The organism is Peribacillus butanolivorans (assembly GCF_001273755.1).
Lineage (GTDB): Bacteria > Bacillota > Bacilli > Bacillales > DSM-1321 > Peribacillus > Peribacillus butanolivorans.
In genome coordinates, this window is the sequence record NZ_LGYA01000001.1 from 1101531 (window position 1) to 1126404 (window position 24874).

Below are 24874 nucleotides of genomic sequence, written 5' to 3' on the forward strand. Positions count from 1 at the left end.
ATGTATGCGCGAAAAAATCGCCTTCTTATATAGTAACGGAAAATCGACTAGATAGATAATAATTTTTATTCAATATATGAATTTACCCTCTAAGACTTATTATTAAACCCCTAATCTGATAAATTTATAGACAATCTACTAGATTACTCTTTAAAGAAGAATCCTACTAGGTACCTTCGATAGAAAATGCAAATACTCCTTCAAAATGGTAGTGAAATTTTTTTCTATTATATTCCATTTGGAAAGTAATAATATGTAAAGTAACTTACAATCAAGGTAGGTAAACTGAGGGGGAATAATCTATGGAGCATGTTTATTTATTCACAGGATTTCCGGGTTTCATCAGTAATCAGTTGATTATGCAGCTATTAAGGCGTGATGAAGCTTTAAATAAAATCTACCTGCTTGTTTTGCCTGAACAAAAGGTAAAAGCAGAAGCAGAAATCAAATCTATAGAAAATGAACTGGATGGAGCAAAAGTAGTATTTGAAATGGTGATAGGCGATATAACGAAAGAAAATCTGGATATTCCATTTGATTTAATTCATAATCTTCAACAAGAAATTACCCATGTTTTTCATCTTGCGGCGATATACGATTTAGCTGTCTCTGAAAAAATTGCTCAGCTAGTTAATGTCGTGGGTACGAAACATGTAAATGAATGGGTTAAAGGGTTAACTAAACTTAAGCGATATACCTATTTTAGCACGGCTTATGTTGCGGGTAACCGGGAAGGAAATCTGTACGAGCATGAATTGGTCTTTCCAAAAAGCTTTAAGAACCATTATGAACGGACTAAATTTGACGCCGAATTATTGGTCGAGGAGCTTAAAAAAGAGGTTCCGATTACCATCATTCGACCTGGTATCGTAAAGGGGCATTCTCAAACAGGGCAAACTATTAAATTTGATGGTCCCTATTTTATCCTTAATTTTCTTGATCGGTTAAGTTTTCTCCCTTTATTTCCGTATATGTCTTCGGAAAGGGAAACAGTCGTGAACCTGGTTCCAATTGATTATATTATACAGGCAACTGCATATCTGGCATTATATAAAGAAAGTGCTGGAAAAACGTATCATTTAACCGATCCTAATCCATGTACGGCTACTGAAGTTTATGAACTATTTGTTGGAGAATTATATAAGAAAAAACCAATAGGTTATGTACCAATGGTATTGAGTCAGGCGTTTTTATCAATTCGTCCGGTGCGGACGTATTTAGGAGTTGAAAAAGAAGCCTTGGATTATTTTACTTGGAAGGGGCGGTTTGATAGCACTGAAGCCCAAAAAGACTTAGCTGGTTCTGGAATCGTTTGCCCTAATTTCAGGAAAGGTGTTCCGGCTATGGTTGATTTTTATTTAAGGTATAAAAATGATAAAGAGTATCAGATTAAAATAAGGTAAAACAAGGGGAGAAGTTATGGAAGAATTACATACCAAGTGGGAAGTGTATTCTCCGGCAACAGGTGAGAAGATTGCCGAACTTGATGAAACGTCACTGGAGTCTATACCTCATTTATATACGAAATCAAGACAAGCGTTTCAGACCTGGTCAAAACTTCCTATCAAAGAGCGTCTGCAATATTTAAAATGCCTTCGTTTACTGATGGTTAAAAAAATGGATAAAATAGCTGAGGTTATTTCAAAGGATACAGGCAAAGTTAAAATTGAAGCGCTTGTCGCGGATATCATGCCAACTATTGATGCAATTAAGCATATTGAAAAACATGCAGTGAAAGCTCTTTCTAGACAGAAGGTTTCCACACCATTAATGTTAATTGGGAAAAAATCTTATATTGATTATATGCCCCGTGGAACTGTTCTCGTCATTTCACCCTGGAATTATCCGCTTCAACTAGCAATGGTACCGATCCTGAATGCTCTTGCTGGTGGGAATACTGTCATTGCCAAACCTTCAGAGGTGACACCTTTAGTGGGAATGTGCATAGATAATTTATTTCATGAAGCAGGTTTTCCAGAGGGGACCGTTCAGTTTGCTCATGGAGGGAAAGATTTAGGTGCGTCATTAACTGAGCAGAAACCGGACTATATTTTTTTTACTGGTTCTGTCAGGACCGGAAAAATAATCGGTGAAGTTGCAGCAAAACAGCTAATTCCAAGTACTTTGGAGCTTGGTGGAAAGGATCCGATGATTGTCCTGCGTGATGCGAACTTGGAACGGGCTGTTAATGGAGCGCTTTGGGGGGCTTTTACAAATAGCGGGCAGGTGTGTATGAGTGTTGAACGAATATATGTGGAACGTCCCGTTTATAAGGAGTTTCTGTCTTTGCTTAAAGAAAAGGCTAATTCTTTAAAACAGGGAACACGATTAACGGATGATATCGGTTCAATGACCTTCCCGGCTCAGATTGATATTGTTGCTGGACACCTAGAGGATGCGCTTAATAAGGGTGCCATACTTGAATCTGGAACCTCACCGAATGATTGGAAAACGGGTCAGACCTATTTTATTCCACCGACGATATTGTCCAATGTCAATCATTCAATGAAAATTATGAAAGAAGAAACGTTCGGTCCAGTTCTGCCAGTTGTACCATTCGATACGGAGGAAGAAGTCGTCCGGCTAGCAAATGATACTGAGTACGGACTTAATTCGAGCGTTTGGACAAAGGATACGGTAAAAGCAAATCGGATAGCATCCCAGTTAGTGACAGGAGCGGTAACGATCAATGATGTGCTGATTACTGTTGCTAATCATTACTTACCCTTTGGTGGTACCAAGCAAAGTGGTATCGGCCGTTATCATGGCGAACAAGGAATGCGGATTTTTTGTCATGAAAAAGCCATCATGAAAGACAATGGAAAAAAGAATTCGGAAATTCAATGGTATCCATATGAAGGGAAGTATACGAAGTTTTTATCACTGTTCCAACACTACTTTTCTGAAAAAACCAACTGGATTCAATTTGGCAAAGAATATTTACAATTAATTAAGATATCCAAGGAAAAACGAAAATAGAAATTCTAGAATTTTCATCTTATAGAAAAAAAGATTGTAATTTTCACCATTAGCACGTATACTATTAATATACTTAATAACTGATTTTCCTTTTACAAAGGGGAGTAGCGTTAGGGTTCGCCCTAAAACAAAGTCGTCATTACGTGAGTGGAGACATTCATCGGCTTTGTTGACATGTTTTCATGTTCAGCAAGACCTTTGCCTATACGGCAGAGGTCTTTTTATTTTGCCAATGCCGATAGCGAGGGAAATACAAACTATTGGAGGTTGAATGCATGGAAGCATCAATATTATTGGAATATGGTTGGGTCCTTCTTATCTTGGTTGGATTAGAAGGAATACTCGCTGCAGATAATGCAGTCGTTATGGCTGTTATGGTTAAACATTTACCAAAAGACCAACAACGAAAAGCCTTGTTTTACGGTCTGATGGGAGCTTTTGTTTTCCGCTTCGCAAGTTTATTCCTTATTTCCTTTCTTGTCGACGTGTGGCAAGTTCAAGCAATCGGTGCCATTTACTTACTTTTCATTGCTTTTCAGCATATTTACAAAAAATACGCTGGGAAAGGTGAGAAGGAAGTCACTAAACCTAAGAAACAATCTGGCTTCTGGATGACAGTGGTAAAGGTAGAGGCTGCTGATATTGCTTTTGCGATTGATTCCATGTTGGCTGCTGTTGCACTGGCTGTTACACTTCCTGCAACAGGTTGGATGAAAGTTGGCGGAATTGATGGGGGGCAATTCGCTGTTATGTTCCTCGGTGGTATGATCGGGTTGATTATTATGCGATTTGCAGCTAATGGATTTGTGAAATTGCTTCATCAGCGTCCTTCACTTGAAACTGGAGCATTTTTAATTGTAGGTTGGGTTGGGGTAAAGTTAGCGGTATACACACTTGCACACCCTTCGTTAGCTGTCATCGATCACCATTTCCCGGAATCAACACTTTGGAAATCGATTTTCTGGGGTGTATTAATCGGTATTGTCATAAGTGCATGGATCATTTCAAGCAAAAAAGAAAAAGAAAAAGAAAAACAAATACAAGAAGCATAAAAAAAATCAGGCGTGCAAGTCACGCCTGGTTTTTTTTGTAAAATAAAATCCATTATATGGTTTTCGGGAGTGACCCACAAAAATTCAGAAGCTTTTACGAACGATATGTTAAAAGAAGTGAATATTAAATTTGGGTAAAAAAAATGACAATTGTCCCATTGATTTGGTGAGAAAACTAGAAAAAAGTTATTATACTGTAATTGCACTGTAATAAACGAGAAAAAACTAAGTATTTTTTCATGTGGATATATTTCGTGATTTCGATATCATTGAAAAATAGTTCTTTTGGTACTGTCTTTTAGACTCCCTCCGCTTAAGATAAATATGTTGATCGTTTTAACCGTTCAACAGGAGCGAGGTGAGCAGATGCTTGGTTTGTTGTTTACAGCATTCAAAAAAAAGCGTTCTTTAGAAGAAACCGTTTTGAAAATTCAACAAGGCGATATTAGCCTTCGTAACGATATTATAGAATCATTTAAGCCTTTTATAGCCAAAGCCGTCTCGTCAGTATGCAGACGCTACATATACGAATCAGATGATGAATTCAGTATTGGATTGATTGCTTTTAATGAGGCGATAGATAAATATTCCCCTGAAAAAGGCCGTTCTTTGTTGGCATTTGCCGAAACCCTTGTTAAGCGAAGGGTTATTGATTACTTAAGAAGCCAGTCAAGAAGCAAAGAAATCATTCTGGATTTTTCTCAAAACGAAGAAAATGATCAAAGCCAAATATATCTGGATAATGAAAATTCCATGCAGGAATACGAAAAACAAAAGGAATCAGAAAAAAGAAAAGAAGAAATTCAACTTTATATAAGACATCTACAGGATTTTGGTCTGTCGTTTGATGATCTCGTTGAAAACTCTCCAAAACATGAAGATGCAAGGAAGGGAGCGATAATGATTGCTAAATTGTTAATGGACGATGACGACTTGAAAGAAATCCTGTTTACAAAAAAGCGGCTGCCAGTAAAACAGCTTGAGGGAAAGGTAGATGTAAGCAGAAAAACAATCGAACGGAATCGAAAGTATATCATTGCTGTTGCAATAATAATAAACGGGGATTTTTTGTATTTGAATGATTATATAAAAGGGGTTATTAATGGATGAAAAAAGGAGTTATTCTTTCAATAAATAAGCGTTTTGTAACCCTATTAACCCCCGAAGGCGAGTTTCTAAAAACCAAAAGACAGGAAAGAACTTATGAAGTGGGCGAAGAAATCACTTTTTCACCTTTTAAACCAAAAGTAACTTTATCTTTTTCTAGCTTTCATTTATCTTTCAAAAAAAAGGCGGTGCTTAGTGTAGCAGCTGCCCTTCTGATTCTCTTTTCTGTTCTACCATCGTATTCTTCTGAGCATGTCTCTGCATATATGACAATTGATGTGAATCCAAGTATTGAACTAGAGCTGAATGATCAATTAGAGGTTCTCAAACTTACCAGCTTAAACGAAGATGGTAAGCTTGTTATTGATAAGTTGACGAACTGGAAAGGTAAAGAAGTTAAGACGGTCACAAACCGAATTGTTGAAACAACAAAGAAACTTGGTTATTTGAAAGGAAATAAACAAATAGTTGTTTCTACAACGTTATTGGATAAAGATAAAAAACTGGATAAGAATTTAAAAGAAGAGATTAAAGAAATTTCAGAGCAGGGAAATGTTTCACAAACAAAGATGAAAGTTATTCAAGCAACGAAAACTGATCGGAAGCAGGCTAGGAAACAAGGCATATCTACCGGGAAATATGTTGAAAAGAAGTTGAATGAGGATAAAGAGAAAGTTAAAGTGAACACAAGGGAACCTGCAACGGATAAAAATGTCGAGGGTAATACCGAAACCTTGGAAGAGAAGAGAGAATCGCAGAGCAATAAAAACAAATCGAATCAAGAAAAGGAAAAAGTGAACAATCCAAGTGAGAAAAAGGAAAAAACAGTAATCAAAGACGAACTAACCGAAAAAAGGGAAATGAAAAAACAATATAAGCAAAAGAAGGAAACATCAGATAAAAAAGAAAAAAATGGACAATATAGACCATATAACGGAAAAAACAAAGAGAGAAATACCTTTCAAGAAAAAAACAAAGAGAAAAATACCTTTCAAGAAAAAAACAAAAAACCGAACGAAAAATCAAATAGAGACCATAGCAACCATTCAAAAGACAAGCAATCGAAAGAGCGGAAGTGGGTGAAATCAAATGAAAAGACTGAACAGAGAATTGATAAGCGAAGACACCCATCAGTCAAAGAAAAAGCAAAAGAAAGTGAAAAAAGTAAAGACCATCGTATAAAGCACGAAACTAAAAAGGGAAATAAGACAGAACGGAATAAGAGGGAAATGAATAATAAAGAAAACGGTAATGAACGGAATATTAAAAAGAGTCCAGCTTAAAAAGCTGGACTCTTAGCCATTGATATTCAATTGTAATAGGATTTATTGACCTTTAAGTTGAGATTGAGCTTGCTGAACAAGACGTTTTGTAATTTCTCCACCAACTGAACCATTGGCACGTGCGGATGTATCGGAACCTAATTGTACACCGAATTCTGATGCTATTTCATATTTAATTTGTTCAAGTGCTTGTTCGATTCCAGGAACAAGAAGGTTGTTACTGCTGTTAGCCATTTGAATCTCCCCTTTACGTTTTCAACGGCTTTGCCGCTGTAATGATAGTATAAGTAGAAAAAGGAGTTTTACTTATGTATGCAGTATCAAACTTATTGGTAAACCTGCCTTATTGTTGCAAGTAAGACAGTTTCAAAAGAGAATGGAAAAAAGAATGAAAAAAGGGTACACTAGATTTTTAATGGTTATGTGATTCACATAATTATAAAGGAGTAAGAAAGGAAAACTCTGTATGTTTGCTATCAAAAAACTATTAGCAAAGTTAACACCAGCACAGCTTATCGTCGGTTATTACTTTTTAGCTGTCAGTATCTCGACCATACTGTTGAGTCTACCCGTTGCTATAAGGCCAGGTGTAGAATTAGGTTTCATGGATGCTTTATTCACAGCCGTAAGTGCAGTTAGTGTGACAGGTCTAACAGTTGTTAGTTTGCCCGAAGTGTATAATGAGGTAGGCTATTTCATTCTAATGTTTGTTCTCCAATTTGGAGGTATTGGCATTATGACACTTGGAACGTTTTTCTGGTTGATTTTGGGTAAGAAAATCGGCTTGAAGGAAAGACAATTAATCATGACCGATCAAAACCAATCGAATCTTTCGGGGCTTGTTAAATTATTGATTCAAATCATTCAGATATTTGTCGTAATTGAAATGATTGGAGCTCTTGTTTTAGGCATTTACTTTCTGAATTATTATCCAAACTGGAAAGAGGCCTTTTTAAATGGCTTATTTTTAGCCGTAAGTGCCACCACGAATGCTGGTTTCGATATTACCGGTACTTCAATGATTCCATTTAAAGATGATTATTTTGTGCAGTTTATCACGATTATCCTGCTTACCCTTGGAGCTATTGGATTTCCGGTTTTAATTGAGTTGAAAGAATTTGTATCCAATAGTGCACGTACTTATAAGTTTCATTTTTCTTTGTTTACAAAACTGACATCAGTCACTTTCTTGTGCCTTATAATTGGGGGAACTATCCTTATCTTCCTGCTGGAGATGAACGGATTTTTTAAAGATAAGAGCTGGCATGAATCATTTTTCTACTCTCTATTTATGTCATCGAATACGAGAAGCGGTGGCCTAACAACGATGAATGTGAGCGATTTCTCGGAACCCACCCTTTTATTGATGAGCATCTTGATGTTTATTGGAGCATCTCCTAGTTCAGTAGGAGGAGGTATCCGGACAACAACCCTCGCTATAATGATTCTCTTTTTATGGAATTTTATGAGGGGAAGGCGATCTATTAAAGTATTCAAACGGGAGATACATCCTGATGATATTCGTAAGGCGACAGCAGTTATGATTATGGGATCCCTATTATGCATATTGGCAGTATTCATTTTAGCAATCACTGAGGATTTTACTTTGATGCAAATCATTTTTGAAGTATGTTCTGCCTTCGGTTCTGTGGGTCTTTCAATGGGTATCACTCCCGAACTCAGTAATATCGGTGAAATTGTAATTATGATTATTATGTTTATTGGCCGGGTCGGAATTACGTCCCTCCTCTATATCATTGGTCATAAAGAGGTTACGGAGAATTACCATTATCCAAAAGAACGCGTCATTATTGGATAATGATTTAGCTATATCAGAGACCTTTCCATTGCGGAAAGGTTTTTTGAGTTGTTTGCAGGAATCGAAGCAATTATGTTGAAATGTACCTATAAGATAATTAATTACCATTTTAATGTAAGGTATATGCTAAATTCAAATCCTAACTTGCTGGAATTTAATCGAATATTTTTTTTATTATTTTGGTAAGGAGGTGGAGGAAATAAAGAAATACGTTGGAAGGATTTTTGTTCCTGCACTATTTTTTATATTAATATTGCCATTTATAGGATGGATGTATATTGAAGTACATAAAGTTTCCACCTTTGCAGGAATATATATAGTCGCAATTGTATCTATAGCTTGGTTATTAGGCGCTACCTATGATAAAAACCGAAAAATGATTGAGTTATTGAAGGATAGTGAAGGGCGTTATCGAATTTTCTCTAAGTACTCGAAAGAATTGGTCAATAGCTTCAATGAAGTTATATTCCAAACAGATGAGAAAGGAAAATGGCTATATTTAAATCCTGCCTGGAAATTGATGAGTGGTGCTACTGTTAACGAAACTCTAGGGCTTCACTTTTCTAAAAGTATGGATAATACTTCGTATCAAGAAGTATTGAAAACGTTTGCAGAATCCTTTCATCAAGGAAAAAAATATTTTCGTGTGGATATTAAATTGAATAATTCGAAAAAGGAGACGACCTGGGTCGAAGCATTTGTCAAATTAATTCATGACGAGGCAGGGAAATTCATCGGAACGGCAGGAATATTATCAGAAATTAATGAACGGAAGCATGCAGAGGAAAAGCTTGTAAGTCTGAATGAAAATTTAGCGATTACTTCCAGTAAATTATCTACGGCTGCCCAACTTGCTGCAGGGATTGCTCATGAAGTTAGAAATCCCATGACAGCGATTTTAGGTTTTGTAAAACTGATCAGAGACGGGGGTGCCGATAAACAGGAATACTATGACATTATTTTTTCGGAAATTAATCGAATCGAGCAAGTCCTAAATGAACTATTGCTGCTTTCAAAGCCAAGTGAAGAGGAGTTTCTTAAGAAAGATTTTAAAAAAACCTGCAATCATGTGATTACTTTGTTGGAAACCAATGCCGTACTTAATAATATTCAAATTCATAAAAATTATAATGAACAGTCGATTTATATATATTGTGATGAAAATCAAATCAAACAAGTACTAATAAACCTTATAAAAAACTCCATTGAATCGATGACAGATGGCGGAAATATTTTTGTGAATATCTATGAAAAAGACAATGAAGTTTATATAAGCATTTTGGATGAGGGGGAGGGGATTCCAGAAAACTCTCTTCAAAAAGTTGGTGAACCATTCTTCACTACGAAATCAACGGGAACAGGATTAGGACTTTCAGTATGTTTTAAAATCATTGAGAAACATGGTGGTAAAGTATTCATTACTAGCGAACTAAAAAAAGGTACGAAAATCGTTTGTGTCTTCCCGATAGTTGAACCAAGAGATATAGATGTTCTGAAGCAAGGAAGTGGATTAGCAGGAAATTAATTTATTTAATTATTGAAAAAAAAGGAAAAAAAGTTGTATGCTGTAAAAAGAAAGTTAACATACTAACCGGTTAGTGAGTTGAAAGGGAGGAATTAATTTGAACTTTGAACATACACAAAAAGTAAAAAATCTGGAAAAGAAGTTAACAGAATTTATGGAGAAATACGTATACCCAAATGAATCGGTGTATCATAAGCAGCTCGAAAAACAGAATAGCCGCTGGAGTGAAATACCGCCGGTTTTATCTGAATTAACTGCAAAAGCAAAGGAAGAAGGACTCTGGAATTTATTTTTACCGGAAAGCAATTATGGAGCCGGTTTAACCAATCTTGAATATGCGCCGCTTTGTGAAATTATGGGAAGATCGATGATAGGACCCGAAATTTTTAACTGTAATGCGCCTGACACTGGGAATATGGAAGTACTGGTTCGTTATGGTACTGATGAACATAAAGAGCGCTGGTTGAAGCCGTTGCTTGCTGGGGAAATCCGCTCATGCTTTTCAATGACAGAGCCAGAAGTGGCATCTTCTGATGCAACCAATATTGAGTGCCGAATTGAAAAAAGCGGTAGTGAATATGTAATAAACGGTCGGAAATGGTGGTCTTCTGGAGCTGGTGATCCACGATGTAAAATTGCTATTGTTATGGGTAAGACCGATCCAGACACTTCTAAGCATGAACAACAATCTATGATTCTCGTACCGCTGGATACACCGGGAGTCAAAATTGAGAGAATGCTCCCTGTTTTCGGTTATGATCATGCACCTCATGGACATGCTGAAATAACTTTTGAAAACGTGAGGGTCTCAAGCGAGAATATTCTTTTGGGTGAAGGGAAAGGGTTTGCTATTGCTCAAGGAAGGCTCGGACCTGGAAGAATACATCACTGTATGAGGCTTATCGGAGCTGCAGAAAGAGCGCTTGAAGAATTATGTAAGCGTATTCAAAAGCGTGTCGCTTTTGGAAAGCCTTTGGCGAGACAAGGTGTGATTATGGAATGGGTGGCAGATTCCCGTATTGAAATTGAGCAAGCCAGGCTTTTGACTTTAAAAGCTGCCTATATGATGGATACTGTAGGAAACAAGGAAGCGAAGGCGGAAATTGCCATGATAAAAGTGGTTGCACCTAACATGGCATTAAAAGTGCTGGATCGTGCCATTCAAGGGTTTGGCGCAGCAGGTATATCTGATGATTTCCCTTTTGCGGCTCATTGGGCAAATGCCAGGACATTGAGGCTTGCCGATGGTCCGGATGAGGTACACCGTTCGCAAATCGCTAAAATTGAACTTCGCAAACACCAAAAACATGAGGTGAAAATATGAAAGCGACTGACCTATTTGATTTAACCGGAAAGACAGCGATTATTACAGGTGGAGGAAGAGGGCTTGGAGAACAAATAGCGACAGGCTTTGCCGAAGCAGGGGCCAATGTGGTTCTTTGTTCCAGAAAGAAGGAGGCATGTGATGAAGTTGCATCGCATATCGAGAAGCTGGGAGTGAGGGCGCTTTCCATCAAATGTGATATTACCAACCCGGTAGATGTACAGGAAGTAGTGAACGTAGCTTACAGAGCATTCGGATCTATAGATATTTTAGTAAATAATAGCGGGGCATCCTGGGGAGCTCCTGCCGTTGATATGCCCCTTGAAGCCTGGCAGAAGGTAATGAATGTCAATGTGACTGGAACCTTCATCATGAGTCAGACTGTAGGTAGGATCATGATCGAACAGGGTTATGGAAAAATCATAAACATTGCTTCTGTCGCGGGACTGGGCGGGACGGATCCAAGGGTCCTTGATACAGTCGGCTATAATACGAGCAAAGGGGCGGTAATTACCTTAACAAAGGATTTAGCCGTTAAATGGGGCCAGCATAATATTAATGTAAATGCGATAGCACCTGGATTCTTTCCGACAAAAATGACCAGAGGTGTTCTTGAGAATGGGAAAAATCCTATCTTGGAATCCACTCCGCTTAAAAGGTTAGGGAGTGATGATGATTTAAAAGGGGCTGCGATTTTCCTAGCCTCGAAAGCCTCCGATTATGTGACCGGGAATATCTTAATTGTTGATGGGGGTTCGCATGCAATGTAATGAAAAGTAATTAAATATGGCTGGAGGGTATGTAATGATGAATGAAAAAAAGTGGCTGTCAATGTATCCTGATTCAATACCTAAGGAAATAAAAGTTCCTGAGTTTCCGATGCAGCAGATCCTTAAAAACACATTTCAGTCCTATCCAAACAATACAGCAATTACTTTTTATGGTCGAAAGATTTCTTATCAGGAGCTTTTCTTTGCATCACAAGCTTTCGCTTCAGCTCTTCAACAAAAGAGTGTCCAAAAGGGTGATCGTGTAGCAATAATGCTCCCTAACTGTCCGCAATACGCCATAGCTTACTACGGCTCATTGACTACAGGTGCCATTATTACACAAATCAATCCAATGTTAGTTGAAAGAGAGTTGCAGCATATTTTACAGGACTCTGGTGCCGAAACAATTGTGGTGTTAGACGGACTATATCCAAAAGTGAAAAGTGTACAGAAGAATGTAAATGTGAAAAATATTATTGTAGTCAGCCTCCAACCATCATGTGCAGATTTCCAACCTGATATTTCATTTGATCAATTTATAAAAACAGGCGATGGCAACATTACTCCAGTAACAATTGATCCGGGAAATGATATAGCCGTACTTCAGTATACAGGAGGCACAACGGGACGATCGAAGGGTGCAATGTTGACACACAGCAATATACTGGCTAACGTAGTTCAATCTTATGAGTTCTTCAAGCATGAACTAAAAATAGGTTGTGAACGAACGTTGACGGTCATACCACTTTTTCATGTGTTTGGAATGACGTCTGCAATGAATTTATCGGTGTATATTGCGGGTGATTCAATTATGCTGCCACGGTTTGAAATAGAGGAAGTATTAGAAACAATTAAGCGTGAACAGCCTACCATTTTCCCTGGTGTACCTACTATGTACGTCGCGTTAACGAACCACCCTAAGGCTGAAGAATACGGTATGGGTTCGATTCGGGTCTGTAACAGCGGGAGTGCACCGATGCCGATGGAACTGCTTCGTGAGTTTGAACGAAAATCAGGGGCGAAAATAATGGAAGGCTATGGTCTTTCGGAAGCTTCCCCAACAACGCATTGTAACCCTATATTTGCTGAAAGAAAGCCCGGTAGTGTCGGGATTGGTTTCCCTTCCACTGATTATAAAGTGGTGGACCTAGGAGACGGAACAAAGGAAGTAGCTACGGGTGAAATGGGAGAGTTAATTATTAAAGGACCGCAAGTGATGAAAGGTTATTGGAATATGCCTGAGGAAACGGCGGTGACTCTGAAGGATGGCTGGCTTTATACAGGTGATATTGCCAAGGTTGATGAAGGAGGGTATCTCTATATTGTCGACAGGAAAAAAGATTTGATTATTGCAAGTGGTTATAATATTTATCCGCGTGATGTAGAAGAAGTGCTTTATGAACATCCAGCTGTTCAGGAAGCGGTTGTGATCGGAGTTCCGGATACCTATAGAGGAGAGTCCGTTAAAGCAGTGCTTGTTCTTAAAAGTAATCAGAAGGCAAGCGAACAGGAAATCATCGATTATTGCCGTGCAAACCTATCGGCCTATAAGGTCCCGCAACTTGTAGAATTTCGTGAAGAGCTTCCGAAAACAAATGTCGGAAAGATTTTAAGGCGATCTTTAAGAGAAGAATTTTCTAAAAAATAATCTGGCTTGATAATACGAAAGCGTATGATATCAATTCACCTGAAATTTTAAACAGAATGCGAGGATGCTTACATGAAAGAAAAAATGACAGAAAATAGCATACGTTTATTCGAAAAGAAGGGCTTTAGTGAGACATCTATTCAGGATATTGTTGAATCGATTGGTGTGACGAAGGGAACGTTTTATTATTACTTTACGAGCAAAGAACAGTTGCTTATGGATATTCATCTGGCTTACATAGATGAGCTCCTAAATGAGCAGGAAAAAATCATTCAGATTCTTGAAAAAAGCTGCAAAGATAAGCTTTTCGAAATGGTTTATATGCTTTTAAAGAGTATCAAAACAAAAAAATCAAGCGCTACGGTCTTTTTTCGTGAAATGAAAAATCTAAGTAAAGAAAAACTGGCTCAGATCCTTCCTAAGCGTGATGAATTCCGTAATAGAATTGAGCAGTTGCTTAAAGAAGGTATCGAGAGCGGAGAGTTTCGCTCCAATCTCGATACTTCTATCATCTCGTTTGCGATTTTGGGTGTGGCCAATTGGAGCTATCATTGGTTTGATCCAGATGGGGAAAAAACAGATCAGGAAGTGGCAAGGATTTTTATGGGAATGATTTTACAGGGAATTGAAGCAGGAAGATAAATTACATACTAACTAGTTAGTAGAAGGGAGAATGACGTTATGCCGAACAAACAAATTAATTCTATAACCGTAATTGGAGCCGGCCAGATGGGGCATCAGATTGCGATGCTTGCAGCACTTGGAGGATTCGAGACAATTCTCCAGGATGTTCAAGAAAATGCTTTAATAACAGCTAAGGAAAAATTGGAAGATATTTTGGCTAAGTGGGTCCAAAAAGGAAAATTGACTGAAGATCGTAAACTGGCAGCCTTCAGTCGTCTTCAATATACTACCAATTTGGAAAAGGCGGCAAGCCGGGCGGATCTTATCATCGAAGCGATTGTAGAAAAACTTGATGTGAAACAGGAAGTCTTCGCCAAACTAGAGGAGTTGGCACCAGCAGAAACAATTTTTGCGACTAATAGTTCAACTATCGTCAATAGTCTCCTTTCGGGTGTGACAAATCGTCCAGATAAGTTTATTAATATGCATTTCTTTTTTCCACCTTTAGTAATGGATTGTGTTGAAGTTGTCATGAGTGATCAAACATCTGAAGAAACAGCAAAGCTTGCAATGGAAGTAACTCAGAAAATGAACAGGACAGGCATTTTATTACGGAAAGAAATATCAGGTTTTGTTGCCAATCGAATTTTAGGTGCACTACAGCGTGAAGCCTTATTTCTGTATGAAGAAGGAATCGTTGATTACAAGGATATCGATTTAATTTGTCGAAAAGCATTAAGCCATCCAATCGGCCCGTTTGAACTGATGGACTTATCAGGTATTGATGTAAGTTATTTCGTCATGAAACAGCAATATGACGAAACTGGAAATCCTGAAGATAAACCAAATGTTTGTATTGAAGAAAAGGTGAAACAAGGACATCTAGGACGGAAAACAGGTAAGGGCTGGTATGACTATCCAAACAAAGGAGTGAAAAAATGAGAAATTTAGTGAGAGTGGAAAAGGAAAATAAGCTTGCTATTGTAACCATTGATAATCCTCCATTAAACGTAATCAGTAAAAATGTATTTAAGGGTTTGTTGGAAGTATTTACTGAGCTTGAAGAAGATAATGAAACGGTAGCAGTACTCATTACTGGTGCAGGCGATATTGCATTTGCTGCAGGTGCGGATATAAAAGAATTTCCACAAATGATGGGAAATCCGAATATGAAAGAAACTGTAAAGGAAAGTCATGCAATCTTAAATAAAATTGATACTTTTCCTAAACCGACGATTGCTGTCTTAAACGGTATGACTTTAGGAGGCGGATGCGAACTAGCTCTGGCCTGCGATTTGCGGGTAGCCGAAGCACAGGTGCAAATCGGCCTGCCGGAAGTGAAATTAGGCTTATTTCCAGGAGCTGGGGGTACACAGCGGTTGTCTAGACTTGTTGGGAATGCAAAAGCAAAGGAAATTATTTTTACCGGTGATTCACTTAATGCAAAAGAAGCAGAAAAGATAGGGCTCGTCAATAAAGTCGTCGAGCAGGGATGCGGGTTAACAGAGGCAAAAAATTTAGCCTCACGAATGACGAGACATTCACTTCAGGCGCTTTCGAGAATTAAAAAGGCTATAAATGAAGGAAGCGAATCGACACTTGAACAAGGATTAGAGATTGAAACAAATCTTTTTGAAGAAATCTTCCAAACTGAAGATGTGAAAGAAGGAGTTTCAGCATTCTTAGATAAGCGGAAACCTGCTTTCTTACATCGATAAAACAAGGAGGGACATAATGCATGAATTAAAAGTTAACGTCCGCTTTTCAGAAACGGATGCCTTGGGCCATATCAATAACACAAGTTATTTTATTTACCTCGAAGAAGCCCGTATGAAATTTTTTGAAGCGTTGGGATTAGCAACAAATGTCGAAAAGTGGAACTTTTTGCTTGCTTCCACAAAATGCGATTTTATTTCTCAGGGGTATTTTAACCAGCTTTTAACTATTCGAACATATTTGACAAAGGTAGGGACGAAAAGCTGTGAAATGGTCCATGACATCTATTGTTCACAAACTGGAGAGGCCATTGCAAAGGGGAGTGCGGTCTTAGTTTGTTTCAATTTTACTGAACAGAAAAGTGAACCTATTCCTGAAATGATAAAAGATACGCTTATCTCACATCTTGTTCATACCTAGATTCTCTAAAGTGTAAAGGGGTGAAGGAAATTGGTTGATGATACGATTCCTGTTCGTTCCGGGGAGGAACTGAATTTAAGAACATTAGAAGATTTTCTGAGAAAAAATGTCATGGACCTACCAAATGAACCGTTAGAACTGCAACAGTTTTCTACAGGGTATTCCAATTTGACCTATCAGTTGAAGATGGGAGAGTGGGAAGCTGTATTAAGGAGACCGCCGCTTGGTCCTGTTGCTCCAAAGGCACATGATATGAAACGGGAACACCATATTCTTTCATCAATCAACCCGTATTTTCAAGCAGCTCCTGAACCTATACTGTTTTCGGATGATGATTCAATCGTCGGATCTCCCTTTTTTCTAATGGAAAGAAAACATGGAGTTGTAATAGATTCTAAGTTTCCCGAAGGAGTCGAACCGACTTCAGAGAGGTGTCGTCAGCTTTCTTATGTCATGGTTAATCAGCTTGCTGACCTCCATTCAATTCCATATGAGAAAACGGGATTAGCGGAAATCTCCAAGCCTGAAGGGTTTATCGAGAGACAAGTACACGGTTGGATTTCCCGATATGAGCGGGCAAAGACAGATGAAATCAAAGAAGTAGGGCCACTTATCGATTATTTGCAAAAGAATATACCTCAGTATAGCCAAACTTCCATTATCCATTATGACTACAAGATTAATAATGCAATGTTTAACCAAAACCTAAGCGAAATGGTAGGATTATTTGATTGGGAAATGTCCACCGTTGGCGATCCGCTGGCAGATTTAGGAGTTGCTTTGAGCTATTGGACTGAAAGCAGTGACCCAGAATTGATTAAATTCGGTTTGGGACAAGCGTCAGTTACAACCTTGGATGGTTTTCTGACCCGACAAGAATTTATTGAAGCCTATGCAGTGAGAAGTGGCAGGAGTGTTTCCAACATCGATTTTTATTTAACCTTTGGATACTTTAAGTTAGCTGTCATCCTTCAGCAAATCTATTATCGTTATAATAAAGGACAGACCAATGATCTCCGCTTTTCTAAACTTGGAACAACGGTCAAAAGCTTAATCATCCATGCAGCTCATGTTGCGGCGAAGGAAGCTTGAGAATATGGGACATATACAAAACATACATTTGCTATTAAAAAAAGAAGAGATAGATAGGGAAAAGCTTTTAGAAGGAGAGAAAGTGGCCATCATCCTGGATGTTTTATTAGCGACTACAACTATCATTTCATCTCTTCATAATGGAGCCCGACAAGTAATTCCTGTCCTTAACCCTGTAGACGCCCTATTGAGAAGCAAGGAATTGGATCATGAGGATTATATATTGGCAGGAGAACTTAAAGCTAAGCCGGTTGAGGGATTCATGTATCCGAGTCCGACGCTTTTGAGTAAATTAGTTCTCAATAAAACGCTTGTATTATCTACGACTAATGGGACGGTTGCAATGAGAAACTCTGCTGCAGCCAAAAAGGTGTATATAGCGTCCTTGTTAAATAATCCCTCTGTTGCTGAAAAAATAAAAAAAGATCATCAGACCGAAACGATTATTATCGTTTGTTCGGGGAATTCGGGTGAATTTAGTTTGGAAGACTTTTACGGAGCAGGCCATTTGATAGAGTGCTTGATTACTGGAGCACAAGGAACGTTCAGTCTGAATGATGCAGCAATTGCTGCTTGCACTTTTTATCAGACGAATACCGACAATACTTTTGATATTCTTCAATCATCACATGTCGGGCAGCTGTTTGATAAACATGAATTGATTGATGATTTGAAATTGGCTTCTCAAAAAGGTTCGATAAATCTTGTTCCTGAGTTGATAGATGGGAGAATCGAAGCTGAATTGAAAAGGCAGGAAACGTAATAACATGTTATCAAATTCAGTTGAAGAGGTGAAGGAATGAGGTTTTTACAGTCAATAGCGGTGGTAACAGGTGCAGGATCTGGAATTGGAAAGGCTACAGCAATGCGCTTATCGGACGAAGGAGCAAAGGTTTTATTAGTGGGCCGGACGAAAGGAAAGCTGAAGGGAGTAGCTGCTGAAATCAATGCCCGGCACACAATTCCCGTGGCCGATATTTTTCCTGCAGATGTGACGGAAGAGGAAGATATAAAAGAGTTGGCGCTGTATGTAAAAGAACAATATCGGGATCTTCATATTTTAATCAACAACGCAGGTGGATCGAAATCCTCGAAGCTTTTGGATACCTCTACAGATGATTGGGATATGATTCAAGATGTCAATTTAAAAAGTGTCTTTCTTGTTTCGAAGTACTTAGGAAAAGTGATGGAAGAAGGTGCTAGAAATGGGAATGGTGACTCCGTTAACCGGGCAATCGTGAATGTTGCTTCACTCTCAGGACATCAGGCTGGAGCGTTTATCCCACATTACAGCTCCGCTAAAGCAGGAGTAATCAGTTTGACTAAATCTCTAGCACTGGAATTAGCTGGAGTTGGCATACGTGTCAATTCCGTATCACCTGGGTTTATTGAAACACCCTTAACAGAGGATGGTCTGCAGAATGAAAAATTCGTAAAGTCCATTCAACGGAACACGGCTCTGGAAAGAGTAGGTAAAGCGGAGGAAATTAGTAATGTCATTACGTTTGCTGCTTCGCCGGAAGCTTCCTATATGACAGGAACCGACATCTTGGTCGACGGCGGCTGGTTGATTAAGTAGAAAAGGGGATGGGTAAATGTTAAAAGAACACTTATTAACAGAAGTAAATAATAATGTATTAATCGTGACTTTGAATCGTCCTGAACGCTTGAATGCCTTTAGCCCAGATATGATCTCAAACTTAACGAAAACGATTACCGATGTTAAGCACAAGCCTCATATAAGGGCCGTTGTCATCAAAGGGGCTGGACGTTCTTTTACTGCAGGAGGAGACGTTAAGTCGATGGGGCAAGCCTCGGCAGGACAATTGTATGATCATGTTGGTAAAATGAATGATTGCATTTTGGCGATGGATTCTTCTGAGGTTCCTATTATTGCTGCAGTTCATGGATTTGCGGCAGGAGCTGGTTTCAATTTGGCACTCGCATGCGATTTAATTGTGGCTTCTGATGATAGTCAATTTGCTATGAGTTTTTCACAGGTGGGCTTGATTTCAGACGGAGGAGGTTCGTACTTTTTACCAAAATTAGTAGGTCCTCATCTTGCAAAGCAGCTCTTCTTTTCGGCTGAACCGATTTCGGCCGAGCGCTTATATCAGTTAGGTGTCATTAATTATTTATTTCCACTAAATCAACTAGAAGAAGAAACGTTGAAACTTGCTGACAACCTTGCCAATGGACCGACAAAGGCATTTGGAATGATGAAAAAACTCGTTAGTCATTCATTTACAGCCACACTAGATGAAATACTCGAACAGGAACGAATTACCCAAACCTTGATGGCGTCTACAGAAGATCATCTAGAAGGAGTAGCGGCATTCAAAGAAAAGCGTAAACCTGAATTTACTGGAAACTAACAAGGGGGAACAGTGATGAAAGCCATTCAATTTGAAGAATACGGTGGACCGGAAGTACTGAAAATGACTGATAAAGAAAAGCCGGTGCCAACTGGACATGAAGTGCTGATTGAAATTGACTGTGTCGGCGTTAATTATGCCGATACAGCGAGAAGGGAGGGGCAATATGTGGTTCCTACACCACTACCTTTCATACCAGGTGCGGAAATAGCTGGAGTGGTGGTGGAGGTTGGTGAAGAAGTAACCAAAATCAAACCGGGGACAAGGGTCGTGAGTCTGATTGAAGCGGGAGGGTATGCCGAATATGCCTTATCGGATGAATTCTCTGCAATTCCTCTTCCTGATGTGATTCAGTTCCATGAAGCTGTTGCCTTACCACTCCAAGGGTTAAGTGCCTATCACATTATAAAAACGATGGGACGCCTGCAAAAGGGTGAAACGGTGCTTGTCCATGCAGCTGCAGGTGGCGTTGGAACGATTGCGGTCCAGCTTGCCAAAATCTTCGGGGCTGGAAAAGTAATTGCCACCGCAAGTACTGAGGAAAAGCTGACGCTAGCTAAGAAGCTGGGGGCCGATATTCTCATCAATTACACCAAAGAAGGTTGGGAGCAGGAAGTGCGTGAAGCCACTGGAGGAAAGGGTGTCGACGTCGCACTGGAAATGGTTGGTGGAGACATATTCAATAAAACACTGAAATGTTTGGCTCCATTTGGCAGACTTGTTGTTTTTGGTAATGCTAGCCGTGAGGCATATACGATGAACCCACAGGTTTTAATGCGCCGTAATCAATCTGTGGTAGGTTTTTTCCTGCCGCAGATTATGAAAAAACCAGATTTGCTGCTACCGAGCATCAAAGAGCTCTTTTCTTACGTAGCGTCAGGAAAGCTAACGCTGACTATCGGAGGTATTTATCCGTTTGAACAGGCTGCTGATGTACATGGAGAAATGAACTCACGCCAAACAAAAGGAAAGTTGATTTTGCAGGTTAAATAAGGAAGGAGGGTGTACCGGACTTACCGGGGACACCCTTATTTTATGTGGGTATTACTAGTGAATTTTGGCTATATGACTTGTGAGTCATTTAATCCGTTTTAATACTCACATCTTTATCAGGATGCATGAAAGGGGCATTTGGGGCTCTTTTTGCCTCTAACAGTTCGCGGTTTTCAGTTGAGTTCCATCCAATATCATTAGTTGGGTGTATCCATTCGTCTCCAGCCATGATTTCTGGGTCTGTATCTTCGCTCCAATTTTCGAGTGGTGAGTTTTCTGATGCATATTTGCTGTCCCCAATGACGACTCCATACTCATTAACAAAAGGAGCTTGCGGTTTTATCCCGGTACCTTTAAAGCTCGGTGCGTTAATTTGGTGAGGTTGGGTATCATCCATTATTGGATTATCCAATTTTCTTTTCATAAAGTATCTCCCTTTCGTTTTAGGGTTATTTTACTCGACTACCCATATAATATCCCTGAATAATTTTAAGCGGAATTACCCCATTCTAAAAAGTAAAACTTTTTAAAAAAGGTGGAATGAACATGAAACGGAAAGCCAATGTAGATGGAGCAATCAAAGCAAGTACGACGCCAAAGAAAAACCAAGCAGTAGAGGAATATTCAAATGAATTCGCAGTTGAAGAAAACGCCATGAAAGGTGCCAACCGTAATTCAAAGCAAGGCAGAAAAGGTAGAAGTTAATGGATAAAAACAAACGCAACTCTCAAGAAAAACGGGTTGAAGAAATTGTACGAACGGAATTCGGAATGGAATTCAGTGGTGATATGAATGCATCCAAGATCTATGAAATATTGTCTACAGAAAATAAAAAACGTGAAAATAAATAGAGAATAAAGGACGGACCCTTTTTGGGATCCGTCCTTTATTCATTATAAAATGATGCTATCAGATTTTGAAAGAGAAAAAATGGATGAGCCTTTTCCGCTCGGATCAAAATAAGCAAGCATAATCGATGGTTTATTAACAATTGTTCCATCTGCTAAATATGTTTCTAAATCAAAAGGAAGTTCTTCAAGTAATGTGTGTTTGTGAATTTCTTTTTCATTTAGTCCCAAGGCAATGAAAGAAGATCCAAGATGTTCAGGTTTGTTTAGAATTTCTTCATAAATCTCTTTGCGCCCCTGTTTATCAAGAGAAGCATCCCACCATGGTTTACGTGGTTTGTATTTTTGATTCATGAAATAATCCAATTTCATGAGTCCGATAATGGTTTTTAAATCAGCTGATTCTCTGGAAGATAAAAACTGCTGTAATCGACGGAACAAGTCTTCAAGTTGATGTCCGATTCGTGACCAGCCTTGTTCATCCCAGAAGGTACCAAATTCTTGGAAAAAGTCGAATGGTGAATTAAACACCGATTCAACCAGAAACTCTGTCGTATGATCCATTCTGTGATCGTTCCAGTATTTTTCAAGCACATCTTCAACTTGTTTAATACGGACAATGTCGTCAAAGGACAAAACATTATTCCCAAGAATTTCATAAGGAGCATGATCACTGTAAATATAGTCGTGATCATTGGCACGTATCCGTAGGCCTGTACCACGCAGCATTTTTAAGAAACCAAGCTGCATTTCTTCGGGCCTTAGTTCGAAAACATCATTGAAGGTCTTCCTGAATGAATGATAGTCTTCCTCAGGCAAACCAGCAATCAAGTCAAGATGCTGATCAATTTTTTGACCGTCTTTGACCATGGTGACTGTCCGTGTTAGTTTTTCGAAATTTTGTCTTCTCATGACCAAATCATTTGTATGATCATTCGTCGATTGTACGCCGATTTCAAATCGGAACAACCCGGCTGGTGCATGATCATTCAAAAACTGGATAACTTCCGGACGCATGATGTCCGCTGTGATTTCGAATTGGAAAACCACTCCAGGATGATGTTCGTCAATTAAAAATTGAAACATATCCATTGCATAACTCCGGCTGATATTGAAGGTACGGTCAACGAACTTAATAGTTTTTGCACCATTTTCCATAAGGTACCTAATATCTTCTTTGATCTTTTCCCGATCAAAATACCGGACACCTACTTCGATAGATGAAAGACAAAATTGACAGCTAAACGGACAACCACGGCTTGTTTCGATATAGGTGACACGTTTGGATAGCTCGTCGCGGTCTTCTTCCAATCGATAAGGGGTAGGGAGGGATTTCAAATCCACCTTGCCATTCTGTGGCTGAATAACTTTTTTTCCATCCTGTCGATAGGCAATCCCACCGACTTTTTTATAATCGTTAGCACCTTCAATTTCAGATAAAAGAGCTTTGAAAGTAACTTCTCCCTCGCCAATTACGATAAAATCAGCTCCGGGAATCTGGTCAAGCCATTCACCAACATCATATGTGACTTCAGGTCCGCCGAGAATGATAACCAATTCAGGATTGATTTTTTTCAGCATTGCCACGACTTTCATTGTTTCCTCGATGTTCCAAATATAGCAGCTGAACCCGATGACATCAGGTTTTTTGGAATAAAGGTCGCCTACGATGTTCATAATCGGGTCTTTTATCGTATATTCTGCCAGCTGTACATCATAATCTGGCTGAGCATAAGCTTTTAAATATCGGATGGATAGCGATGTATGGATGTATTTTGCGTTAAGAGTACTGATTATTATATTCATGTTAAAGGGCGTAAAAGAAACGCCTGGCTCCTTTCGTGTACATGTCTTTTTAAGCCAACAAGCACTAACGAGTAATTTTACCATAGCCTGCTCCATTTGAAAAATGCGTTATTATTAATGAAGGGGAATCTATTGCCTTTGCTTTTGGCTTGTAAATTGGAATGGAATTATGTTTGAAAAAACGGATAAAGCAGAAACTGCTTTATCCGTTTTTTTCAAAATGCTTGTTTAATATACTCTTTTGTTTTAGTCATGAAACGTTTTGTTTTGGTTGCTTTCAATTCGATAATTGGCTGGGCCATTGTAGCAATCATTTGGCTTGACAATAACACAGTGATCAAGAATGAGAGGCCAGCAAGCATGATAAAACTCTCTGTATTACTGAAGTAGTCTTGTATGGTGCTTTCACGGAAGAAACGAATGAAGAAGCCGTGTAGCAGATACACATATAAAGTTTGTTTACCCCAATTGGTAAAGAAATATTGTCCGCGTGGGATGAAGGATAGAAAGCTAAACACTGAAATTATGCTCAATCCATAAAATCCCAGTCGCTTAAACATGGACACGATTGTCGCATCTTCAAGCTCGGCATAGGGTTTCGAACCGAGCAGCCATTTATAATTGATATCGGTATTTAAATAAAAGCCGATAAAAATCACTAACATGACACCAAGTGAAGCCAAACGAACTTTGGGTGTGAATAACTTTTTTAAATGATCTTTGCTTAAATGGTAACCGATTAAAAACATCGGGAAAAAAACGAATGTCCTTGAGAGACTAAGGTAATTGGAGATATTGTCAATATACCCAATTAATAAAGCGATTAAAATAGATAAACCTATGCCTACTGAAGGCTTTAGCTTTGAAAAACCAAGTAGCATGATGTTCCAACAGAATAAACTGATCAAGAACCAAAGCGACCACTGAGGATCAAGCAAGTCTACTGTGAGGGCAGTACGTTCATATAAGAAATAATAGTAAACGGTATATATCAATTGGAAAATAATATAAGGTAAAATTAATTTTTTTGTAATTTTAGCTAAATACCCTTTTTGATAAAAACCTTTTGCAAAGAACCCTGAAACAAGGATAAAAGCAGGCATGTGAAAGGAATAAATGGTTTTATATAGAGCGTAAATTGTTTCACTGTCGTGTATATACGTATTTAGTAAATGTCCAAAGACGACAAAGGCCATGAGAATGAACTTGGCGTTATCAAAGAAAAAATCACGTTGTTTCATATTTGCCTCCATTAATAAATTTTAAGGTAGCTAGAAAGCATTGTTATTTATATACCCTTAATCCATAGAATTAAATCTCATATTAGTAATTTTATTAAATCATTCTTAAATTAAGCTTAACTCTAAGTATTAGTCGATTCAACATACTATAATTTAAAATAAAGTAAAATTTTGACTTTTGGTAGGTAATATGATTTTACTGATTTTTGAAAATACCGAGGAGATTTAAGATAGTTGTCGAATAAAGTTGGG

General features: G+C 38.5%; 25 protein-coding genes. 21 read left to right on the top strand and 4 right to left on the bottom strand.

The window, feature by feature from the left end; translation table 11 throughout:
- Positions 1-302 precede the first annotated feature (302 nt).
- The 5 genes from AKG34_RS05235 to AKG34_RS05255 all read left to right on the top strand — a co-directional run bounded on the left by AKG34_RS05235 (position 303) and on the right by AKG34_RS05255 (position 6421).
- Complete coding sequence (locus AKG34_RS05235) at positions 303-1403, top strand: SDR family oxidoreductase (protein WP_053345103.1); 1101 nt, start codon at positions 303-305, stop codon at positions 1401-1403.
- A gap of 16 nt (positions 1404-1419) precedes the next feature.
- Positions 1420-2979, top strand: coding sequence for an aldehyde dehydrogenase family protein (locus AKG34_RS05240; RefSeq protein ID WP_053345104.1), 1560 nt, complete (start codon positions 1420-1422; stop codon positions 2977-2979).
- 275 nt (positions 2980-3254) lie between these two features.
- Positions 3255-4031 (top strand): TerC family protein, encoded by a 777-nt coding sequence (locus tag AKG34_RS05245; RefSeq protein WP_053345105.1) that lies wholly within the window; start codon positions 3255-3257, stop codon positions 4029-4031.
- 366 nt (positions 4032-4397) lie between these two features.
- Positions 4398-5141, top strand: coding sequence for an RNA polymerase sigma factor SigI (sigI, locus tag AKG34_RS05250; protein WP_053345106.1), 744 nt, complete (start codon positions 4398-4400; stop codon positions 5139-5141).
- Positions 5138-6421 carry an anti-sigma factor domain-containing protein gene (locus tag AKG34_RS05255; protein ID WP_053345107.1) on the top strand — a complete coding sequence of 428 codons (1284 nt, stop codon included), beginning with the start codon at positions 5138-5140 and terminating at the stop codon, positions 6419-6421. The genes sigI and AKG34_RS05255 overlap by 4 nt, the downstream gene beginning before the upstream one ends.
- Before the next feature lie 42 nt (positions 6422-6463).
- Here AKG34_RS05255 and AKG34_RS05260 read toward each other — a convergent pair whose 3' ends face one another.
- Complete coding sequence (locus AKG34_RS05260; RefSeq protein WP_034314196.1) at positions 6464-6655, bottom strand: alpha/beta-type small acid-soluble spore protein; 192 nt, start codon at positions 6653-6655, stop codon at positions 6464-6466.
- A 232-nt stretch (positions 6656-6887) separates the two neighbouring features.
- Here AKG34_RS05260 and AKG34_RS05265 point away from each other — a divergent pair, with 232 nt between their 5' ends.
- The 14 genes from AKG34_RS05265 (at position 6888) to AKG34_RS05330 (ending at position 20727) form a co-directional block, all read left to right on the top strand.
- Positions 6888-8240, top strand: coding sequence for a TrkH family potassium uptake protein (locus AKG34_RS05265; RefSeq protein ID WP_053345108.1), 1353 nt, complete (start codon positions 6888-6890; stop codon positions 8238-8240).
- Between the two features lie 271 nt (positions 8241-8511).
- The gene (locus tag AKG34_RS05270) at positions 8512-9765 is read left to right on the top strand and encodes an ATP-binding protein (protein ID WP_053345109.1); all 1254 of its coding nucleotides are present in this window, start codon (positions 8512-8514) and stop codon (positions 9763-9765) included.
- A gap of 97 nt (positions 9766-9862) precedes the next feature.
- Positions 9863-11089 (top strand): acyl-CoA dehydrogenase, encoded by a 1227-nt coding sequence (locus AKG34_RS05275; RefSeq protein WP_053345110.1) that lies wholly within the window; start codon positions 9863-9865, stop codon positions 11087-11089.
- A complete protein-coding gene (locus AKG34_RS05280; protein ID WP_053345111.1) occupies positions 11086-11859 on the top strand; it encodes an SDR family oxidoreductase in 774 nt (257 codons plus the stop codon). Before AKG34_RS05275 ends, AKG34_RS05280 begins: the two co-directional genes overlap by 4 nt.
- Before the next feature lie 37 nt (positions 11860-11896).
- Positions 11897-13507, top strand: coding sequence for a long-chain-fatty-acid--CoA ligase (locus AKG34_RS05285; protein ID WP_053348004.1), 1611 nt, complete (start codon positions 11897-11899; stop codon positions 13505-13507).
- A gap of 72 nt (positions 13508-13579) precedes the next feature.
- Positions 13580-14149, top strand: coding sequence for a TetR/AcrR family transcriptional regulator (locus AKG34_RS05290; RefSeq protein ID WP_053345112.1), 570 nt, complete (start codon positions 13580-13582; stop codon positions 14147-14149).
- 39 nt (positions 14150-14188) lie between these two features.
- Positions 14189-15073: a 3-hydroxyacyl-CoA dehydrogenase family protein gene (locus AKG34_RS05295; RefSeq protein WP_053345113.1), complete on the top strand. Its 885-nt coding sequence runs from the start codon at positions 14189-14191 to the stop codon at positions 15071-15073.
- Positions 15070-15849, top strand: coding sequence for an enoyl-CoA hydratase/isomerase family protein (locus AKG34_RS05300; protein WP_053345114.1), 780 nt, complete (start codon positions 15070-15072; stop codon positions 15847-15849). Before AKG34_RS05295 ends, AKG34_RS05300 begins: the two co-directional genes overlap by 4 nt.
- Positions 15850-15865: 16 nt before the next feature.
- Positions 15866-16267: an acyl-CoA thioesterase gene (locus AKG34_RS05305; protein ID WP_053345115.1), complete on the top strand. Its 402-nt coding sequence runs from the start codon at positions 15866-15868 to the stop codon at positions 16265-16267.
- 30 nt (positions 16268-16297) lie between these two features.
- The gene (locus AKG34_RS05310; RefSeq protein ID WP_053345116.1) at positions 16298-17359 is read left to right on the top strand and encodes a phosphotransferase family protein; all 1062 of its coding nucleotides are present in this window, start codon (positions 16298-16300) and stop codon (positions 17357-17359) included.
- 4 nt (positions 17360-17363) lie between these two features.
- Positions 17364-18122, top strand: coding sequence for a 2-phosphosulfolactate phosphatase (locus AKG34_RS05315; protein ID WP_053345117.1), 759 nt, complete (start codon positions 17364-17366; stop codon positions 18120-18122).
- A 36-nt stretch (positions 18123-18158) separates the two neighbouring features.
- Positions 18159-18938, top strand: a complete 780-nt coding sequence (locus AKG34_RS05320) for an SDR family NAD(P)-dependent oxidoreductase (protein WP_053345118.1) — start codon at positions 18159-18161, stop codon at positions 18936-18938.
- Positions 18939-18954: 16 nt separating this feature from the next.
- A complete protein-coding gene (locus AKG34_RS05325; protein ID WP_053345119.1) occupies positions 18955-19734 on the top strand; it encodes an enoyl-CoA hydratase/isomerase family protein in 780 nt (259 codons plus the stop codon).
- 15 nt (positions 19735-19749) lie between these two features.
- Positions 19750-20727, top strand: a complete 978-nt coding sequence (locus AKG34_RS05330) for a quinone oxidoreductase family protein (RefSeq protein ID WP_053345120.1) — start codon at positions 19750-19752, stop codon at positions 20725-20727.
- A gap of 88 nt (positions 20728-20815) precedes the next feature.
- Here the strand turns inward: AKG34_RS05330 and AKG34_RS05335 are convergent, their stop codons facing one another.
- Complete coding sequence (locus AKG34_RS05335) at positions 20816-21151, bottom strand: DUF3905 domain-containing protein (protein WP_053345121.1); 336 nt, start codon at positions 21149-21151, stop codon at positions 20816-20818.
- Positions 21152-21273: 122 nt separating this feature from the next.
- Between AKG34_RS05335 and AKG34_RS28230 the strand changes: the two genes are divergently transcribed.
- Both AKG34_RS28230 and AKG34_RS28235 read left to right on the top strand, forming a co-directional pair.
- Positions 21274-21432: a protein YkzP gene (locus AKG34_RS28230; RefSeq protein WP_056530653.1), complete on the top strand. Its 159-nt coding sequence runs from the start codon at positions 21274-21276 to the stop codon at positions 21430-21432.
- On the top strand, positions 21432-21578 hold the full coding sequence (locus AKG34_RS28235; RefSeq protein WP_169787512.1) for a protein YkzE: 147 nt from the start codon (positions 21432-21434) through the stop codon (positions 21576-21578). The genes AKG34_RS28230 and AKG34_RS28235 overlap by 1 nt, the downstream gene beginning before the upstream one ends.
- A gap of 42 nt (positions 21579-21620) precedes the next feature.
- Here the strand turns inward: AKG34_RS28235 and AKG34_RS05345 are convergent, their stop codons facing one another.
- Positions 21621-23381, bottom strand: a complete 1761-nt coding sequence (locus AKG34_RS05345) for a B12-binding domain-containing radical SAM protein (protein ID WP_053348005.1) — start codon at positions 23379-23381, stop codon at positions 21621-21623.
- A gap of 215 nt (positions 23382-23596) precedes the next feature.
- Positions 23597-24622, bottom strand: coding sequence for an acyltransferase family protein (locus AKG34_RS05350; RefSeq protein ID WP_053345123.1), 1026 nt, complete (start codon positions 24620-24622; stop codon positions 23597-23599).
- Between the last annotated feature and the right edge of the window lie 252 nt (positions 24623-24874).

Excerpts from the sequence above, each read along its gene's own strand:
- AKG34_RS05300 (WP_053345114.1), top strand. The coding sequence starts at position 15,070 with ATGAGAAATTTAGTGAGAGTGGAAAAGGAAAATAAGCTTGCTATTGTA.
- AKG34_RS05295 (WP_053345113.1), top strand. The coding sequence starts at position 14,189 with ATGCCGAACAAACAAATTAATTCTATAACCGTAATTGGAGCCGGCCAG.
- AKG34_RS05345 (WP_053348005.1), bottom strand. The coding sequence starts at position 23,381 with ATGAATATAATAATCAGTACTCTTAACGCAAAATACATCCATACATCG.
- sigI (WP_053345106.1), top strand. The coding sequence starts at position 4,398 with ATGCTTGGTTTGTTGTTTACAGCATTCAAAAAAAAGCGTTCTTTAGAA.
- AKG34_RS05265 (WP_053345108.1), top strand. The coding sequence starts at position 6,888 with ATGTTTGCTATCAAAAAACTATTAGCAAAGTTAACACCAGCACAGCTT.
- AKG34_RS05255 (WP_053345107.1), top strand. The coding sequence starts at position 5,138 with ATGAAAAAAGGAGTTATTCTTTCAATAAATAAGCGTTTTGTAACCCTA.
- AKG34_RS05330 (WP_053345120.1), top strand. The coding sequence starts at position 19,750 with ATGAAAGCCATTCAATTTGAAGAATACGGTGGACCGGAAGTACTGAAA.
- AKG34_RS05305 (WP_053345115.1), top strand. The coding sequence starts at position 15,866 with ATGCATGAATTAAAAGTTAACGTCCGCTTTTCAGAAACGGATGCCTTG.
- AKG34_RS05325 (WP_053345119.1), top strand. The coding sequence starts at position 18,955 with ATGTTAAAAGAACACTTATTAACAGAAGTAAATAATAATGTATTAATC.
- AKG34_RS28235 (WP_169787512.1), top strand. The coding sequence starts at position 21,432 with ATGGATAAAAACAAACGCAACTCTCAAGAAAAACGGGTTGAAGAAATT.
- AKG34_RS05235 (WP_053345103.1), top strand. The coding sequence starts at position 303 with ATGGAGCATGTTTATTTATTCACAGGATTTCCGGGTTTCATCAGTAAT.
- AKG34_RS05270 (WP_053345109.1), top strand. The coding sequence starts at position 8,512 with ATGTATATTGAAGTACATAAAGTTTCCACCTTTGCAGGAATATATATA.
- AKG34_RS05260 (WP_034314196.1), bottom strand. The coding sequence starts at position 6,655 with ATGGCTAACAGCAGTAACAACCTTCTTGTTCCTGGAATCGAACAAGCA.
- AKG34_RS05280 (WP_053345111.1), top strand. The coding sequence starts at position 11,086 with ATGAAAGCGACTGACCTATTTGATTTAACCGGAAAGACAGCGATTATT.
- AKG34_RS05290 (WP_053345112.1), top strand. The coding sequence starts at position 13,580 with ATGAAAGAAAAAATGACAGAAAATAGCATACGTTTATTCGAAAAGAAG.
- AKG34_RS05320 (WP_053345118.1), top strand. The coding sequence starts at position 18,159 with ATGAGGTTTTTACAGTCAATAGCGGTGGTAACAGGTGCAGGATCTGGA.
- AKG34_RS05245 (WP_053345105.1), top strand. The coding sequence starts at position 3,255 with ATGGAAGCATCAATATTATTGGAATATGGTTGGGTCCTTCTTATCTTG.
- AKG34_RS05240 (WP_053345104.1), top strand. The coding sequence starts at position 1,420 with ATGGAAGAATTACATACCAAGTGGGAAGTGTATTCTCCGGCAACAGGT.
- AKG34_RS05285 (WP_053348004.1), top strand. The coding sequence starts at position 11,897 with ATGAATGAAAAAAAGTGGCTGTCAATGTATCCTGATTCAATACCTAAG.
- AKG34_RS05335 (WP_053345121.1), bottom strand. The coding sequence starts at position 21,151 with ATGAAAAGAAAATTGGATAATCCAATAATGGATGATACCCAACCTCAC.
- AKG34_RS05315 (WP_053345117.1), top strand. The coding sequence starts at position 17,364 with ATGGGACATATACAAAACATACATTTGCTATTAAAAAAAGAAGAGATA.
- AKG34_RS28230 (WP_056530653.1), top strand. The coding sequence starts at position 21,274 with ATGAAACGGAAAGCCAATGTAGATGGAGCAATCAAAGCAAGTACGACG.
- AKG34_RS05350 (WP_053345123.1), bottom strand. The coding sequence starts at position 24,622 with ATGAAACAACGTGATTTTTTCTTTGATAACGCCAAGTTCATTCTCATG.